At 60.0% G+C, this 16,576-nt stretch carries 13 protein-coding genes; 8 read left to right on the forward strand and 5 right to left on the reverse strand.

Annotated elements, in window-relative coordinates:
• The 6 genes from PMI28_RS17260 to PMI28_RS17235 all read left to right on the forward strand — a co-directional run.
• A partial coding sequence (locus PMI28_RS17260; protein WP_007985813.1) for an imelysin family protein occupies positions 1-1,228 on the forward strand: 1,228 nt, incomplete at its 5' end.
• Between the two features lie 278 nt (positions 1,229-1,506).
• Positions 1,507-2,934: a di-heme oxidoreductase family protein gene (locus PMI28_RS17255; protein WP_007985815.1), complete on the forward strand. Its 1,428-nt coding sequence runs from the start codon at positions 1,507-1,509 to the stop codon at positions 2,932-2,934.
• Between the two features lie 27 nt (positions 2,935-2,961).
• A complete protein-coding gene (locus PMI28_RS17250) occupies positions 2,962-4,026 on the forward strand; it encodes an imelysin family protein (protein WP_007985817.1) in 1,065 nt (354 codons plus the stop codon).
• A gap of 14 nt (positions 4,027-4,040) precedes the next feature.
• The gene (locus tag PMI28_RS17245) at positions 4,041-5,141 is read left to right on the forward strand and encodes a DUF1513 domain-containing protein (protein WP_007985819.1); all 1,101 of its coding nucleotides are present in this window, start codon (positions 4,041-4,043) and stop codon (positions 5,139-5,141) included.
• A 201-nt stretch (positions 5,142-5,342) separates the two neighbouring features.
• Positions 5,343-6,491, forward strand: coding sequence for an efflux RND transporter periplasmic adaptor subunit (locus PMI28_RS17240; RefSeq protein ID WP_007985830.1), 1,149 nt, complete (start codon positions 5,343-5,345; stop codon positions 6,489-6,491).
• Positions 6,492-6,504: 13 nt separating this feature from the next.
• Positions 6,505-9,531: a multidrug efflux RND transporter permease subunit gene (locus PMI28_RS17235; RefSeq protein WP_007985832.1), complete on the forward strand. Its 3,027-nt coding sequence runs from the start codon at positions 6,505-6,507 to the stop codon at positions 9,529-9,531.
• 182 nt (positions 9,532-9,713) lie between these two features.
• Here the strand turns inward: PMI28_RS17235 and PMI28_RS31050 are convergent, their stop codons facing one another.
• The 5 genes from PMI28_RS31050 to colR form a co-directional block, all read right to left on the reverse strand.
• Positions 9,714-9,941 (reverse strand): hypothetical protein, encoded by a 228-nt coding sequence (locus PMI28_RS31050; protein ID WP_081501413.1) that lies wholly within the window; start codon positions 9,939-9,941, stop codon positions 9,714-9,716.
• A gap of 2 nt (positions 9,942-9,943) precedes the next feature.
• Positions 9,944-10,657 (reverse strand): lipopolysaccharide kinase InaA family protein, encoded by a 714-nt coding sequence (locus PMI28_RS17230; RefSeq protein WP_007985833.1) that lies wholly within the window; start codon positions 10,655-10,657, stop codon positions 9,944-9,946.
• Between the two features lie 4 nt (positions 10,658-10,661).
• Positions 10,662-11,330 (reverse strand): class I SAM-dependent methyltransferase, encoded by a 669-nt coding sequence (locus PMI28_RS17225; protein WP_033063255.1) that lies wholly within the window; start codon positions 11,328-11,330, stop codon positions 10,662-10,664.
• A 154-nt stretch (positions 11,331-11,484) separates the two neighbouring features.
• Positions 11,485-12,759 carry a sensor histidine kinase gene (locus PMI28_RS17220; protein ID WP_007985837.1) on the reverse strand — a complete coding sequence of 425 codons (1,275 nt, stop codon included), beginning with the start codon at positions 12,757-12,759 and terminating at the stop codon, positions 11,485-11,487.
• Positions 12,749-13,432, reverse strand: coding sequence for a two-component system response regulator ColR (colR, locus tag PMI28_RS17215; protein WP_007985839.1), 684 nt, complete (start codon positions 13,430-13,432; stop codon positions 12,749-12,751). Before colR ends, PMI28_RS17220 begins: the two co-directional genes overlap by 11 nt.
• 202 nt (positions 13,433-13,634) lie before the next feature.
• On the opposite strand from colR, the gene PMI28_RS17210 reads away from it, so the two are divergent.
• Positions 13,635-15,584 (forward strand): LTA synthase family protein, encoded by a 1,950-nt coding sequence (locus PMI28_RS17210; RefSeq protein WP_007985841.1) that lies wholly within the window; start codon positions 13,635-13,637, stop codon positions 15,582-15,584.
• A gap of 54 nt (positions 15,585-15,638) precedes the next feature.
• The gene (locus PMI28_RS17205; protein WP_007985843.1) at positions 15,639-16,382 is read left to right on the forward strand and encodes a phosphatase PAP2 family protein; all 744 of its coding nucleotides are present in this window, start codon (positions 15,639-15,641) and stop codon (positions 16,380-16,382) included.
• Positions 16,383-16,576 lie beyond the last annotated feature (194 nt).

Consider the following 16,576-nt stretch of genomic DNA (forward strand, 5'->3'; position numbering starts at 1 on the left):
GGCGGCTCCAGCCGTTGCGCCTGCCGCTGCCGGTAAAGTCGACGAAGCCGCCGCCAAAGCCGTTGTCGCCCATTACGCCGACATGGTTTTCGCCGTCTACAGCGATGCCGAATCCACCGCGAAGACCCTGCAAACCGCCGTAGACGCCTTCCTCGCCAAGCCGAACGCCGACACCCTGAAAGCCGCCAAGGCTGCCTGGGTCGCCGCTCGCGTGCCTTACCTGCAGAGCGAAGTGTTCCGCTTCGGCAACACCATCGTTGACGACTGGGAAGGTCAGCTGAACTCCTGGCCACTGGACGAAGGCCTGATCGACTACGTCGACAAATCCTACGAGCACGCCTTGGGCAACCCGGGTGCCACTGCCAACATCATCGCCAACACCGAAGTGCAGATCGGCGAAGACAAGGTCGATGTCAAAGACATCACCCCGGAAAAACTCGCCAGCCTGAACGAGCTGGGCGGTTCCGAGGCCAACGTCGCCACCGGCTACCACGCCATCGAATTCCTGCTCTGGGGCCAGGACCTGAACGGCACCGGCCCTGGTGCCGGCAACCGTCCGGCGTCGGACTACCTGGAAGGCAAAGGTGCAACCGGCGGTCACAACGACCGTCGTCGTGCCTACCTGAAATCCGTGACCCAACTGCTGGTCAGCGACCTGGAAGAAATGGTCGGTAACTGGAAGCCGAACGTGGCCGACAACTACCGCGCCACCCTGGAAGCGGAACCGGCTGAAACCGGCCTGCGCAAAATGCTGTTCGGCATGGGCAGCCTGTCCCTGGGCGAACTGGCGGGCGAGCGCATGAAGGTTTCCCTGGAAGCCAACTCCCCGGAAGACGAACAGGATTGCTTCAGCGACAACACCCACAACTCGCACTTCTACGATGCCAAGGGCATTCGTAACGTGTACCTGGGTGAATACACTCGTGTCGACGGTACCAAAATGACCGGCGCCAGCCTGTCGTCCCTGGTGGCCAAGGCCGACCCGGCTGCCGACACCGCGCTGAAAGACGACCTGGCCGCCACCGAAGCCAAGATTCAAGTCATGGTCGACCACGCCAACAAGGGTGAGCACTACGATCAGTTGATCGCCGCCGGCAACACCGCGGGCAACCAGATCGTCCGTGACGCCATCGCTTCCCTGGTCAAGCAGACCGGTTCGATCGAAGCCGCCGCTGGCAAACTGGGCATCAACGACCTGAACCCGGACAACGCTGATCACGAATTCTGATCAACGCTGGCTGAGTGAGTAAAAAGGCGACCTTCGGGTCGCCTTTTTTGTCGGGCCGAGCACCATCAATGTGGGAGCGGGCTTGCTCGCGAAAGCGGCGTGTCAGGCAACATGCATGGGGACTGAACCACCGCCTTCGCGAGCAAGCCCGCTCCCACAGGGTCCAGTGTCATCCGAATAACCTGCCCCACATCAAGCGAACGATAATTCCTCTTATTCAAATTCCCATCCCCTGTTAGACTTTGCGCCCTTGTTTTGCTCGTCTTGCAGGATGTCTGATGCCCTCGCTGCCTCTTCGCTTGTCCGCACTGTTTCTGGCCCTGGGCCTGAGTGCCTGCGATGACGCCCCGAAATTCACCCGGGCCGAACCCGGTGAAGCCCGCTCCGGCGGTAGTGCGACGGTGCGCAAGACCGATCAGAACGCGTTTTCCATGCCCTCGGCGAATCTGCCGCCGTCACGGCGCGTGGATTTCAGCGTCGGCAACAGTTTCTTCCGCAGCCCTTGGGTGATCGCCCCATCGACGACGACCGCTCGCGATGGCCTCGGTCCACTGTTCAACACCAATGCCTGCCAGGGCTGCCACATCAAGGACGGCCGCGGCCACCCGCCCGCGCCCAACGACGTAAATGCCGTGTCGATGCTGGTGCGCCTGTCGATTCCCGACGCCCCGGCGTATGCCAAGGTCATCGAGCAGATCGGCGTGGTGCCTGAGCCCGTCTACGGCGGTCAGTTCCAGGACATGGCCGTACCCGGTGTGGCCCCCGAAGGCAAAGTGCGGGTCGATTACACCCCCGTGCCGGTTCGCTTCAAGGACGGTACTGAAATCGAGCTGCGCAAACCGAGCCTGAACATCACCCAGCTCGGCTACGGCCCGATGCACCCCGACACCCGTTTCTCGGCGCGTGTAGCGCCGCCAATGATTGGCCTGGGCCTGCTCGAAGCGATCCCCGACGAGGCGATCCTGGCCAACGCCGCAGCGCAGGCCAAGACGGACAAAGGCATCAGCGGACGGCCGAACCGGGTCTGGGATGACGCCCAACAAAAGACAGTGTTGGGAAGATTTGGCTGGAAAGCCGGACAACCGAACCTCAATCAGCAAAATGTCCACGCGTTTTCGGGTGATATGGGCCTCACGACCAGCCTGAGACCCTTTGATGACTGCACGGACGCGCAAACGGCCTGCAAACAGGCACCGAGTGGCAACGGCCCGAATGGCGAGCCGGAAGTCAGCGATAACATCCTGCGCCTGGTGCTGTTCTACAGCCGTAACCTTGCCGTACCGGCCCGTCGTGACGTCAACGCACCTGAAGTGCTGGCCGGCAAGACCCTGTTTTATCAGGCCGGTTGCCAATCCTGTCACACACCGAAATACACCACCGCCGCCAACGCCGCCGAACCTGAACTGGCCAATCAAGTGATTCGCCCGTACAGCGATCTGCTGCTGCATGACATGGGTGACGGCCTGGCCGATAACCGTAGCGAGTTCCAGGCCAGCGGCCGCGAATGGCGCACCCCGCCGTTGTGGGGCATCGGCCTGACGCAGGCGGTCAGCGGCCACACCCAGTTCCTGCACGACGGCCGCGCCCGCAACCTGCTCGAAGCCGTGCTCTGGCATGGCGGCGAGGCGACAGCGGCGCAGCAACAGGTTTTGTCTTTCAATGCCGAGCAGCGCGCCGCGTTGCTGGCGTTCCTGAATTCCCTTTAACACGCATTCCACTCGCGGGAGCCCGACATGTTCCGTCCCAAATTGTTGTTCACCAGCCTTGCCGCCCTCGCCCTGGGCGCCTGCTCGCCCCAGGACCCGCAAGCGGTCACATCGGCAGCCATTGCCAAGTCGGTGATCCTGCCAACCTACACCCGCTGGGTTGAAGCCGACCGTCAATTGGCGGTCAGCGCCCTCGCCTACTGCGAAGGCAAGGAAACCCTGGAAACCGCCCGTGCCGACTTCCTGCACGCGCAAAAAGCCTGGGCCGAACTGCAACCCTTGCTGATCGGGCCGTTGGCCGAAGGCAACCGTTCGTGGCAAGTGCAGTTCTGGCCGGACAAGAAAAACCTGGTCGGCCGTCAGGTCGAGCAACTGGTCACCGCCCAGCCGCAAATCGATGCCGCCGCACTGGCCAAGTCCAGCGTCGTGGTGCAGGGCCTCTCGGCCTACGAATACATTTTGTTCGACAGCAAGCCTGACGTGGCCAACGCTGAGCAGAAGAGCAAATACTGCCCGCTGCTGGTCGCCATCGGTGAACGCCAGAAGCAATTGGCCGAAGACATTCTGCAAACCTGGAACAACACCGACGGCATGCTCGCGCAAATGAGCAAATTCCCGAACCAGCGCTACGCGGACTCCCATGAAGCGATCGCCGATCTGCTGCGCGTGCAAGTCACGGCCATCGACACCCTGAAGAAAAAACTCGGCACGCCGATGGGCCGCCAGAGCAAGGGCGTGCCGCAACCGTTCCAGGCCGATGCATGGCGTAGCCAGTCGTCCCTGACCAGCCTCGGAGCCAGCCTCGCGGCCGCCAAAACGGTCTGGGAAGGTGTGGATAACAAAGGCCTGCGCAGCCTGTTGCCGAGCGATCAGAAACCGTTGGCCGACAAGATCGATGCCGCCTACTCCGCCTCGCTGAAATTGTTCGCCGGCAACCAGCGCTCGCTGACCGAAATGCTCGGTGACGACGCCGGCCGTCAGCAGCTCAACGACCTGTACGAAAGCCTCAACGTTGTACATCGTCTGCACGAAGCTGATCTGGCCAAGGCGTTGGGCATCCAACTGGGCTTCAACGCCAACGACGGTGACTGATGAGGGCGAGGTCCATGCTGCGACGCCAGGTTCTGACTTTAGGTAGCTTGTTGCTGGGTGCGGTGACGCTGGGCGGCTGGAAGTTGTTCAAGCAAAAGGACAAGAGTCCGTTGTTGCTTTCGGCACGGGACGATACCGATGGCCAGCATTACGCCGTCGGATATCGACTGGATGGCACCCAGGTGTTCGCCACTCGGGTCGGCCAGCGTTGCCACGACATCATCAACCACCCGACCCTGCCGATTGCCCTGTTTGTCGCCCGCCGTCCGGGGACCGAGAGCTACCTGATCGACCTGCGCGACGGCACGCTCCTGCAAACCGTGGTGTCACAGCCGAACCGGCACTTCTACGGTCACGCGGTCATTCACCACAGCGGCGACTGGCTGTATGCCACCGAAAACGACACCACCGATCCGGGTCGCGGCCTGCTCGGTGTGTATAAATTCGAAGGCGAACGGCTGGTGCACAGCGGCGAGATTTCCACCCATGGCCTCGGCCCGCACCAGGTGTCGTGGATGTCCGATGGCGAAACCCTGGTGGTGGCCAACGGCGGAATTCGCACCGAAGCCGAAAGCCGGGTGGAGATGAACCTCAACGCCATGGAGCCGAGCCTGGTGCTGATGCAACGTGATGGCACCCTGCTGAGCAAGGAAACCCTCGCCCAGCAGATGAACAGCGTGCGCCATCTCGCCATTGCCAGCGACGGCACCATCGTCGCCAGCCAGCAATTCATGGGCGCGGCCCACGAGTCGTCGGAGCTATTGGCGATCAAGCGTCCCGGTCAGCCTTTCGTCGCGTTCCCGGTGCCCGAGCACCAGTTGCAGGCCATGGGGCATTACACCGCCAGCGTCGCGGTACACAGCGACTTGCGTCTGGTGGCGCTGACTGCACCGCGTGGCAACCGCTTTTTCATCTGGGACCTGGACAGCGGTGAAGTACGCCTGGATGCACCCCTGCCCGATTGCGCCGGGGTCGGTGCGGTGGCCGATGGTTTTGTCGTGACCTCCGGTCAAGGGCGCTGCCGCTACTACGACTGCCGCCAGACAAACCTGGTTGCAAAACCGCTGGAGCTACCCTCAGGGCTCTGGGATAACCATCTGCATCTGATGGCGTAAATCTTTGAAAAGATCGCCGCCTTGGGCCGCGTCTGCATCGGGATGACATACACCCCGCAGGCACGGCCCAAGGCGGCGAATCTTTTCCGGCTTTCACCTCTCTAATACCTCACAACCTGTAAAAACGGCAGTCGGATTACCCTCTACACTCCCGGTAATGTGCCCCACTGTCTCACCTGATTTTCTCCAAGGAACTGGAATATGCTGCGTCGCCGCATGCTGATCATGTTGGGTGTTGTTCTACTGATTGTGCTGGTCCTGGCCGCGTACAAAGCCTTCTCTATCTATACGATGGTTCAAGGCTACTCTGCACCCAGACCGGCCATCAGCGTTGCCGTGGCCACCGCCACCGAACGCCCATGGCAAGCCCGCCTGCCTACCGTTGGCACGCTCAAGGCATTGCAAGGCGTGGACCTGAGCCTGGAGACCGATGGCACCGTCATCGATTTGCAGTTCGAGTCAGGGCAAAAGGTCAAGGCCGGTCAACCACTCCTGCGCCTCGACAGCGCCGTGGAAAGTGCCCTGCTGGAAACTGCTCTGGCCGACCTCGGGCTGGCACAGCTCGATTACGGTCGCGGTAGTCAACTGGTCGGCAGCCAGGCCATTTCCAAAGGCGAGTTCGACCGACTTTCGGCGGTGCTGAAAAAGAGCAAGGCCACGGTCAATCAACTCAAGGCTGCGCTCAGCAAAAAAAGCATCGTCGCGCCGTTCAGCGGCACCATCGGCATTCGTCAGGTAGACGTTGGCGACTATCTTGCCAGCGGCACCATGATCGCCACCCTGCAAGACCTCAGTAGTCTGTATGTGGACTTTTTTGTGCCCGAGCAGTCGGTGCCGAAGATTGCTCTCGGCCAGCCAGTGCAGGTCATTGTCGCGGCGTATCCGGGCCAGGAGTACCCCGGCACCATCACTGCAATCAACCCTAAAGTCGAAAACAGTACCCGTAACGTGCAGGTCCGCGCCACCCTGGCCAATCCCGATGGCAAGTTGATGCCAGGCATGTTCGCCAGCCTCCAGGTGCTCCTGCCTGACCCGCAGCCGAGCATCGTGGTGCCGGAAAGCGCGATTACCTACACGCTCTACGGCAATTCGGTGTATGTGGCCGTACCAAAGAAGGCCGAAGACGGCAGCCCGGAAAAGGATGACAAGGGCCTGCCGGTGCTGATCGCCGAACGGCGGTTTGTCGAAACCGGCGAACGCCGCGACGGGCAAGTGATGATCACCAAAGGCGTGCAGAGAGGCGAGAAAGTGGTGACCGCCGGCCAGCTCAAACTGGATAACGGCGCACACATTGCCATCAGTAACGACAAGACCCTGGCCGAGCAGAACAGCCTGCCAAGCGCGGACTGATCAAGGAATCCCCATGGCTTTTACCGACCCGTTCATCCGCCGCCCGGTTCTCGCTACCGTAGTCAGCCTGCTGATTGTTCTGCTGGGCTTCCAGGCCTGGGGCAAGCTGCCGCTGCGCCAGTACCCGCAAATGGAAAACGCCCTGATCACGGTGACAACCGCCTACCCCGGGGCCAACGCCGAGACCATCCAGGGCTATATTACCCAACCGATGCAGCAAAGCCTGGCCAGCGCCGAGGGCATCGACTACATGACCTCGGTCAGTCGCCAGAACTTCTCGGTGATCTCGATCTACGCACGCGTCGGCTCCAATAGCGACCGTCTGTTTACCGAACTGCTGGCCAAGGCCAACGAGGTCAAGAGCCAGCTGCCCCAGGACGCTGAAGACCCGGTGCTGAGCAAACAATCTGCCGATGCGTCAGTGCTGATGTACATGAGCTTCTTCAGCAAGGAAATGAGCAACCCGCAGATTACCGATTACCTGTCACGGGTGATCCAGCCCAAACTGGCGACCTTGCCCGGCATGGCTGAAGCCGAGATCCTCGGTAACCAGGTCTTTGCCATGCGCCTGTGGCTGGACCCGGTGAAGCTGGCGGGTTTCGGCCTGAGTGCCAGCGATGTGACCAACGCAGTGCGCCAGTACAACTTCCTCTCGGCCGCCGGCGAGGTGAAAGGCGAATACGTGGTCACCAGCATCAACGCCAATACCGAACTCAAGTCCGCAGAAGCCTTCGGGGAGATTCCGCTCAAGGTCGATGGCGACAGCCGTGTATTGCTGCGCGATGTGGCGCGTGTGGAAATGGGCGCGGAGAACTACGACACCATCAGCTCGTTCGGTGGCACCCCTTCGGTGTACATCGGCATCAAGGCGACGCCCGGTGCCAACCCGCTGGAAGTGATCAAGGAAGTGCGCAAGATCATGCCGGACCTGGAGGCCCAGCTACCGCCGAACCTCAAGGGTGAAATCGCCTACGACGCCACCCTGTTCATCCAGGCTTCGATCGACGAAGTGGTGAAAACCCTGTTCGAAGCGGTGCTCATCGTGATCGTGGTGGTGTTCCTGTTCCTCGGCGCCCTGCGGTCGGTGGTGATCCCGGTGGTGACCATTCCGCTGTCGATGATCGGCGTCATGTTCTTCATGCAGATGATGGGGTACTCGATCAATCTGCTCACCCTGCTGGCGATGGTATTGGCCATCGGCCTGGTGGTGGACGACGCCATCGTGGTGGTGGAAAACATTCATCGCCACATTGAGGAAGGCAAGACGCCGCTCGACGCTGCCATTGAAGGCGCCCGGGAAATCGCCATGCCGGTGGTTTCGATGACCATCACCCTGGCGGCGGTGTACGCACCGATCGGTTTCCTGACCGGACTGACCGGAGCGCTGTTCAAGGAGTTCGCCCTGACCCTGGCCGGCGCGGTGGTGATTTCCGGCATCGTCGCCCTGACCTTGTCGCCGATGATGTGTGCGTTTCTGCTGCGCCACGACGAGAACCCCAGTGGCCTGGCCCATCGCCTGGACGTGATTTTCGAAAGCCTCAAGCGCCGCTATCAGAGCATGCTTCACGGCACCCTCAACACCCGGCCGGTGGTACTGGTGTTCGCCGTGATCGTGCTGTGCCTGATTCCGGTCCTTCTCAAATTCACCAAATCGGAACTGGCGCCGGATGAGGACCAGGGCATCATTTTCATGATAGCCAACGCCCCGCAACCGACCAACCTCGACTACCTGAACACCTACACCGATGAGTTCGTCTCGATCTTCAAGGCGTTTCCCGAGTACTACTCGTCGTTCCAGATCAACGGTTTCAACGGCGTGCAATCGGGCATCGGCGGTTTCCTGCTCAAGCCATGGAACCAGCGCAGCCGTACCCAGATGGCGATCCTGCCCGAGGTGCAGGCCAAACTGGGAAGCATCCCGGGGTTGCAGATTTTCGGCTTCAACCTGCCCTCCCTGCCGGGTACCGGCGAAGGGGTGCCGTTCCAGTTCGTCATCAACTCCGCCAACGATTACGAATTGCTGCTGCAGGTGGTCGACCGGGTAAAAAAACGTGCGAAAGAATCCGGCAAGTTTGCCTTTGTCCACGTTGACCTGGCCTTCGACAAGCCGGAAGTGGTGGTGGATATCGACCGCGCCAAGGCCGCGCAGATGGGGGTTTCCATGCAGGATCTGGGAGGAACCCTGGCGACTCTGCTGGGTGAAGCCGAGATCAACCGTTTCACCATTGAAGGTCGCAGCTATAAGGTCATTGCCCAGGTCGAGCGGCCGTTCCGCGACAATCCGGACTGGCTGAACAATTACTACGTGAAAAACACCCAGGGCGAACTGTTGGCGTTGTCGACCCTGATCACCGTCACCGACCGTGCGCGACCGCGACAGCTGAACCAGTTCCAGCAACTCAACTCGGCCATCCTGTCCGGAGTGCCGATGGTGAGCATGGGGGAAGCCATCGACCTCGTGCGCCAGATCGCCCGGGAAGAGGCCCCCCCCGGTTTTGCCTTCGACTACGCTGGCGCATCGAGGCAGTACGTTCAGGAAGGCAGTGCCCTGTGGGTCACCTTTGCCCTGGCACTGGCGGTCATTTTCCTCGTGCTGGCGGCCCAGTTCGAAAGCTTCCGCGACCCGCTGGTGATCCTGGTCACCGTGCCGCTGTCTATCTGCGGCGCATTGATTCCGCTGTTCCTGGGTTGGTCGAGCATGAACATCTACACCCAGGTCGGGCTGGTGACGTTGATCGGGCTGATCAGCAAGCACGGCATTCTGATCGTCGAGTTCGCCAACCAGCTACGCAAGGACAAGGGCCTGACGGCACGCGAAGCCGTAGAGGAAGCAGCGGCCATCCGGCTGCGTCCGGTCTTGATGACTACCGCGGCGATGGTGTTCGGCATGGTGCCATTGATCATCGCCTCCGGTGCTGGCGCGGTCAGCCGGTTCGACATCGGCACGGTCATCGCGACGGGCATGTCGATCGGCACGTTGTTCACCCTGTTCGTGTTGCCGTGCGTGTACACGGTGCTGGCCAAACCCGATAAGCGCTGACGCAGAAAAACCTGTGGGAGCGGGCTTGCTCGCGAAGGCGATTGATCAGTCGACTTACTGGTTGAATGACCCACCGCTTTCGCGAGCAAGCCCGCTCCCACATTGAATCGTGCATGTTTGGAAGTCAGGGCAAAAAAAAAGGCCGCGCATCAGCGAGGCCTTTCATTTGGGCTTCAATCGGTTCAATTGTGCGGCCTCAATCCCTGAGAAAGTCCGAACATGAACAGCAACAAATCATGATCGGGTTGAGTGGCCACGGATGCCTTCGCAACCCGTGGCAACGGACAATGTTCTTCTGCGCTTATCGAGCTGAGAACCTGGGGGCGTGGTTGCTCCCAGGCTGCCATCGCGATTGATGCAACTGCCAAGGCTCCTACCAGAAACAAACCTCGTGCAATTTCGAGTTTCATCGCTATAAACCCTTGATAGCGCTGCCAAACGCCGTCTCATAAAAGTAGACGAGCTTTTTCCAGTCTGCCTCGCTGAACGACGAGTGGCGACGCAATTGCTTCATGTCATGGGTAGAAGCGCGATAGGCGGTCAAGCGCTGTCGGCTTTTCTCCAGATCGATCAGGGCAACTTCGACCTTGGCCGACTCGCCCTCACCCGTCACACGAACAAATACGTGCTTGACGTACATGCAGCCGTGCTGCCAACGGCCCTTGTGCATACGGGCCAGGTTTTCAGCCAGGTCCTTGAGCACTCGGTCGTTTATGGCTTCACCATGGCGTTCGCGACCGCCACCGGCGTACCAGTGATCGATTTCCTCGAAGCCATCCAGCGACTTGGTGATCAGCAGGGCACGCCATTTGTGCACAGGATCGCGCTGTGCGCCACAGAAAACGATATGCGGTACCCGTACGCCAAGTTCGGTCACACTGGTGAGCGCATCACGCTCGCGCAGTACCGTAGGTCGGCCGAAAGGGTGCTGCCAGCTACGATGGATATGCCCGGTCTGGCGCTTGACGTAGAGCAACTGACCATCACTGCCCATCACTCGTTGAACGCCGCTTTCCCCTCCGCGACGGACGTTGGGTTCTTCTACCCATTCACCGCGCTGATTCCAAAAGTAATCGAAGCGGTCCTGGGGAGCGACTTCCGTTTCTGCTGCACACTGCACTGCCATCCTGTTACCTCTTGCGTAATACGTAAACTCGCCACATCGCATAGAGCGGCAAAAAGTCCAGTTGTTCCTGGATGCGGAAACCCGCCTGCTCAAATTCTTTTTCTACGGTAGCGACCGGTAACACAAACCGGTTTTGGTAACCTTTCTGCCCTCGGGTTCTCTCCGAACGCTTGCGTTTCCAGGCCTTGAAGTTGCCATCAACCCACAGCGACAGGATCACGCTGTCACGGGAAACACGCTCAAATTCGCGCAAAATAGTCATGCGATGCTCGGCTTCACCGATGTGGTGGAGCAAGCGCATGCAAAAAATGCTGTCGACGGCGTTGTTTGGCAAGGCAATGTCGAATGCAGAAGTGTGCAAGGGTTGTACCCGTTTCACCACGTCGGCCGGTTGCGCTTGGGTTGCGATCTTCAGCATGGACTCCGAGTTATCAGCACCGATGATCACGCGGTTGGCTTTTTCCGCCAGCAAGGGCCAGAAACGCCCTGCACCGCACGGCAAGTCGAGGACCAGGCCAGGTTCGCCAGCCAGGGCCAGTGCCTTGCGCGCCAGTTGCTCGTCACGCCAATGGGACAATCGACGTCCGAAACCTTCCTGATGTTTGCGCAAATAGCGTTGCGCGTGTTGATCGTCGTATTTTTCGGAAAAATCGAGCTTGATCGGGCCATCCATCATCAGGCCTCCTGAACTTCTGATAGCAACTACCTTAGGTTTCGCGGTGTTGGTGACAGGTGATCCGATTGTGAAAATTTCATTGTAGAAAACCCTGAAGTATTACAGGGTTTTACATAATTGACAGGGGCTGCCGGGCGCCTGACTCAACTGATCACGTTCGGGACAACTCCACCTGAAAACGGCAGCCATTAGGCTCCATGGTTGTCAGGCTGACGCTCCAGCCCTGGTTTTCACAGATCCGCTGCACCAGTGAAAGCCCCAGGCCCAAACCCTCCCCGCGCTGTTCGCTGCCCCGAACGAATGGTTCGAACATCGCCTCGCGTTTTTCCTCGGGAATGCCCACACCACTGTCTTCGACCAGAAAGCCCGCGCCCGTCAGGGTCAGGCGGATGAAGCCCTGTTCGGTGTAGTGCAAGGCATTGCGCAGCAAGTTCCCCATCACCGCGTGCAGCAGCGTTGCATTGTAGCCCTTGGCCTCAGGCTCGCCCGGTTCGAAGATCAGCTTCAACCCTTTGCTTTCAATGGGCTCGCGCCACAGACCGAGCAGGTCCTCGGCCACCTGGCCCAGGGACTGCTGCGGCGACATGCTGGCATCTTCGCGCTGGGCACGGGCCAGCATCAGGAAGGTTTGCACCAGCTCACGCATTTCTTCACATGCCCGGGCGATGCGCTCGACCTGGGCACGGCCGCGCTGATCGATACCGGGGTTTTCCAGCAACAACTCGCAGGAACTGGCCAATATCATCAGGGGGGTACGCAATTCGTGGCTGACGTCGCTGGTGAACAACCGCTCGCGGGTCAAGGCCTGACGCAAGCGCCCGAGGGTGGCGTCGAAGGCCACGGCCAACTCGCCCACTTCGTCGGCGGCATAGTCCGGGGCCAAAGGGGGGGCCAGGCCGAGCAGTTGATCGCGATGGCGCACCTGGCGGGCCAGCCGCACCACCGGCGCCATGACCTTGCGTGCCAGGACCCAGCCGAGAAACACCGCCAGCGCCAGGCTAAGTACGAAACCCACCAGCACCACGGCAAACAGCACCCGCTCACGCTCTTCGAAGTCGCTCTGGTCCTGCAACAACACGTAACGTCGGCCGTCGACGATTTCGACCATGGCGTGGTACGACAGGTTTTCACGGAACACTTCGTGGAAACCCGGCTCCAGATGGCGCAAATCCTTGGGCAACCTGAAATCACCTGGCCCGTTGCTGAAGTAGAACAATTGGTCCGGTTCGGGACGATGGCTCCAGTCCATGACATTGTCCATCAACAACAGGCGCTGCAAATCGCCGCCCAGGCCTGCGGAAATCAGTTTTTCTTCCACCAGGTGCACGGTCGCCACGATGCCCATGGCAAAGGCACCCGCCACCAGTGCGCTCATCAGCGCAAAGGCAATGATGATTCGTTGAGCAAGGCTCTGCTTAAACTCCATCACGGCCCTCAGCCAAGCGATACCCCACACCGTGTACGGTTTGCAGCAATGGCTTGGCGAACGGCTTGTCGATCACCTGGCGCAGTTGGTGGACATGGCTGCGCAGGCTGTCGCTATCCGGACAGTCATCGCCCCACAGGGCCTCTTCAAGAATTTCACGGCGCAGCACATGAGGGCTTTTCTGCATCAACACGGCCAGCAACTTCAGGCCGACCGGGTTGAGTTTCAGCAACCGGCCTTCACGAGTGACTTCCAGGGTGTCGAGGTCATAGCTCAGGTCGCCGACCTGCAAGGTCCGCCGCCCGCCGCCCTGGGTTCGGCGCATGACCGCTTCGATACGCGCCGCCAGCTCGGACAGGGCGAACGGTTTGATCAGGTAGTCATCGGCGCCGGACTTGAAGCCTTGCAGACGGTCATCCAGTTGATCGCGGGCCGTGAGCATGATCACCGGCGTTTCGCGGCGGGCATCCTCGCGCAGGCGTTTGCACAGGGTGTAGCCATCAATGCCGGGCAGCATGATATCGAGCACGATCAAATCGTAGTGCTCGGTGGCCGCCAGATGCAGGCCAGACAGACCATCCTGCGCGCAATCCACGGTATAGCCTTTGAGCCCCAGGTAATCGGCCAGGTTGGCCAGGATATCGCGGTTGTCTTCAACCAATAGAATTCGCATGGGTATCTCTCCGTCCACAGTAACGGCCGTCGTGGCCCGCGCAGCTTAAGGCCAAGTGTGGCTCACGGCTAGGGGAAGGCTGTGCGTAGATCAATTCGCTCAACCAAAAGGTATGATTGACAAGTTTTTCACTATCGATTCACACGCTACCTACAGTGGGCAGTGAAGACTGTCACGCGATTGATAATAAGGAATATAGAAAATGGACTATTTGAAGACGGCCCCGGTGCGCTTTTTGCTGCTGATCAGCGGCACCTGGCTGGCAATATTCTTTCTGACTCGAACAGTCCTGCTCCTCACGCATCTGGATGAGGCCGGAAGCGGCTTCCTGTCGGTATTCGGCATCGGCCTGCTTTACGACCTGGGCTTTATCGCTTACGCAGCGCTGCCCATGGGCCTCTACCTGTTGCTGTGCCCGCCGGCCTTGTGGCGCAGTCGCGGGCACCGCTGGTTTCTGCAAGGTCTGCTGACCGTCAGTCTGTTCGCGATGCTGTTCACCTCGGTGGCCGAATGGCTGTTCTGGGATGAATTCGGCGTTCGCTTCAACTTCATTGCCGTCGACTACCTGGTGTATTCCGATGAAGTACTGAACAACCTGTTGGAGTCATACCCGATCGGCACGCTGCTGAGCATCCTCGCCGTGCTGGCCGTGGTCCTGAGTCTTGTATTGCGTAAAGCTTTCAACGCTGCACTTGATGCGCCGTTGCCGCCGTTTCGTGGCCGCCTGCTCAATGCACTCGGTTTGTTGATCGTCGCCGGCCTGAGCCTGCAATTGCTCAGCCAGGATGCCCCGCGTGCCCAGGGTGGCAACGCCTATCAGAACGAACTGGCGAGCAATGGTCCCTACCAGTTCTTCGCCGCGTTCCGTAACAACGAACTGGACTACCCGCAGTTCTACAGCACTTTGCCGGCGGCCGTGGTTGCCCAACAGATTCGCGCCGAACTTGCCGAGCCCAATGCCCGCTTCGTTGGCCAGGACCCGCAGGACATCCGCCGGCAAATCGATAACCCGGGCACGCTGCGCAAGCCCAACATCGTGCTGGTCACCATTGAAAGTTTCAGCGCCAAGTACATGGGTAGCAACGGCGACACCCGCAACCTGACCCCCAACCTTGATGCCTTGCGCAAGCAGAGCCTGTATTTCAATAACTTCTACGCCACCGGCACCCGCACCGACCGCGGCCTGGAAGCCATCACCCTGGCGATTCCACCGACCCCCGGTCGCTCGATCGTCAAGCGCGTGGGTCGCGAAAGCGGCTTTGCCAGCCTTGGTCAGCAACTTAACGCCGTGGGCTACGACAGCGTGTTTGTTTACGGCGGCCGCGGTTACTTCGACAACATGAATGCGTTCTTCAGCGGCAACGGCTACCGCGTCGTGGACCAGAGCAGCGTCGAGGAGTCAGAGATTCACTTCAAGAATGCCTGGGGCATGGCAGACGAGGATCTCTACAATCAGACACTGAAACTTGCGGATACCGACTATGCCAAGCAGCAGCCATTCCTGCTGCAGCTGATGACGACGTCCAACCACCGCCCCTATACCTATCCGGACAACCGGATCGACATCAAGTCCGGCAACGGCCGTGACGGCGCAGTGAAATACACCGACTACGCCATCGGTCATTTTCTCGATCAGGCGCGCCAAAAACCCTGGTTTGACAATACAATCTTCATCTTTGTCGCCGACCACACCGCAGGCAGCGCCGGTAAGGAAGACTTGCCCATCGCCAACTATCAGATTCCGCTGTTCATCTATGCACCGAAGCTGATCGAAGCACGGGAAACTGCACAATTGGCCAGCCAGATCGACCTCGCGCCGACGTTGCTCGGGTTGCTCAATCTCGATTATGAATCGACGTTCTTTGGCCGTAACCTGTTGCAGGACAACCCGCTGCCGCCACGCGTCGTGGTCGGCAACTACCAGCACCTGGGGTTGTTCGACGGCAAGGACCTGGCGATTTTGAGCCCTCGCCAGGGATTGCGTCGTCACGATGCAGCGCTGACTGAAAGTCGCGAGTCCCGGTCCACTGCCGATGACCCGCTGATCACCCGCGCCATCACCTATTACCAAACCGCCAGTTATGGCTTCAAGCAACAGCTGCTTGGCTGGAAGGCGCCCAAGGAGGGTGCCGGTCAAGTCGGCGAACGTTAACCGAATCGCCCCGGGCTGATGCCCCGGGGCTTTTTCCTTTGTTCAGGATCCACCATGTCATCAACCGCTGTCCGCCCTGCCCCTCGCCCGCTCAACTTCTGGGTGTGCCTGGGCGTTCCCGCCGTTGCGGCGATCATTCTGGTGTTGCTCGAACTGACCTCACTGGACATGGACCTTGCCAAGCTGTTCTACGACCCGGTCGCGGGTGACTTCATCGGACGGCACAGTTACTTCCTGGAAAACATCCTGCATACCCGCGCCAAGCAGGTCGTCATTGCATTTTCGGTGTTCGCCATCTTCGGCTACATCGCTTCGTTCTTCATGGCCAGGCTCAAACCGCTCAAGCGCGAACTGGGTTGCCTGGTGCTGTCCCTGGGCCTGGCGACCTCCTTTGTCACGCCGATGAAAGCAGTGACCGCGGTGCAATGCCCATGGAGCCTTGAGCAATTTGGCGGTCACGAAACGTACAGCGAACTGTTGAGCCCTCGCCCGCACACTGATAAACCGGGACGTTGCTGGCCCGGCGGCCATGCGGCCACCGGCTTCACTCTGTTTGCCCTGTTTTTCGTATTGCGTGACCGTCGCCCGCGCATGGCTCGTGCAGCGTTTGTCTTTGCCTTCGCCCTCGGCTCGGTGTTCTCCATCGGGCGGATGATGCAGGGCGCGCACTTCTTCTCGCACAACGTGTGGACGGCGGTGTTCTGCTGGCTGATTTGCTTGGGCTCGTATTACTACGTTCTGTATCGACCGGCGTTGAAGGCTGATCGCGAGGTGAATGCAGGACCGGTCAGCGCCTGACCTGACGCCATCGCGGGCAAGCCACACTCCCACAGGATTTACGCAACTCCCTGTGGGAGCGGGCTTGCTCGCGAAGGCGGTGGTTCAGACAACTTAATGGGTGACTGACACCCGGTCTTCGCGAGCAAGCCCGCTCCCACAATGGATCGATGTGAACATTGAAGTCCGGGCAAAAAAAAACCCCGCCTGCTTTC

It is taken from the genome of Pseudomonas sp. GM48, from assembly GCF_000282335.1.
Classification (GTDB): domain Bacteria; phylum Pseudomonadota; class Gammaproteobacteria; order Pseudomonadales; family Pseudomonadaceae; genus Aquipseudomonas.

What these genes read in the sequence shown, in the direction of transcription:
- PMI28_RS17210 (WP_007985841.1), top strand. Translation starts at nt 13,635, where the DNA reads ATGGACTATTTGAAGACGGCCCCGGTGCGCTTTTTGCTGCTGATCAGC.
- colR (WP_007985839.1), bottom strand. Translation starts at nt 13,432, where the DNA reads ATGCGAATTCTATTGGTTGAAGACAACCGCGATATCCTGGCCAACCTG.
- PMI28_RS17255 (WP_007985815.1), top strand. Translation starts at nt 1,507, where the DNA reads ATGCCCTCGCTGCCTCTTCGCTTGTCCGCACTGTTTCTGGCCCTGGGC.
- PMI28_RS31050 (WP_081501413.1), bottom strand. Translation starts at nt 9,941, where the DNA reads ATGAAACTCGAAATTGCACGAGGTTTGTTTCTGGTAGGAGCCTTGGCA.
- PMI28_RS17220 (WP_007985837.1), bottom strand. Translation starts at nt 12,759, where the DNA reads ATGGAGTTTAAGCAGAGCCTTGCTCAACGAATCATCATTGCCTTTGCG.
- PMI28_RS17225 (WP_033063255.1), bottom strand. Translation starts at nt 11,330, where the DNA reads ATGGATGGCCCGATCAAGCTCGATTTTTCCGAAAAATACGACGATCAA.
- PMI28_RS17235 (WP_007985832.1), top strand. Translation starts at nt 6,505, where the DNA reads ATGGCTTTTACCGACCCGTTCATCCGCCGCCCGGTTCTCGCTACCGTA.
- PMI28_RS17250 (WP_007985817.1), top strand. Translation starts at nt 2,962, where the DNA reads ATGTTCCGTCCCAAATTGTTGTTCACCAGCCTTGCCGCCCTCGCCCTG.
- PMI28_RS17230 (WP_007985833.1), bottom strand. Translation starts at nt 10,657, where the DNA reads ATGGCAGTGCAGTGTGCAGCAGAAACGGAAGTCGCTCCCCAGGACCGC.
- PMI28_RS17240 (WP_007985830.1), top strand. Translation starts at nt 5,343, where the DNA reads ATGCTGCGTCGCCGCATGCTGATCATGTTGGGTGTTGTTCTACTGATT.
- PMI28_RS17205 (WP_007985843.1), top strand. Translation starts at nt 15,639, where the DNA reads ATGTCATCAACCGCTGTCCGCCCTGCCCCTCGCCCGCTCAACTTCTGG.
- PMI28_RS17245 (WP_007985819.1), top strand. Translation starts at nt 4,041, where the DNA reads ATGCTGCGACGCCAGGTTCTGACTTTAGGTAGCTTGTTGCTGGGTGCG.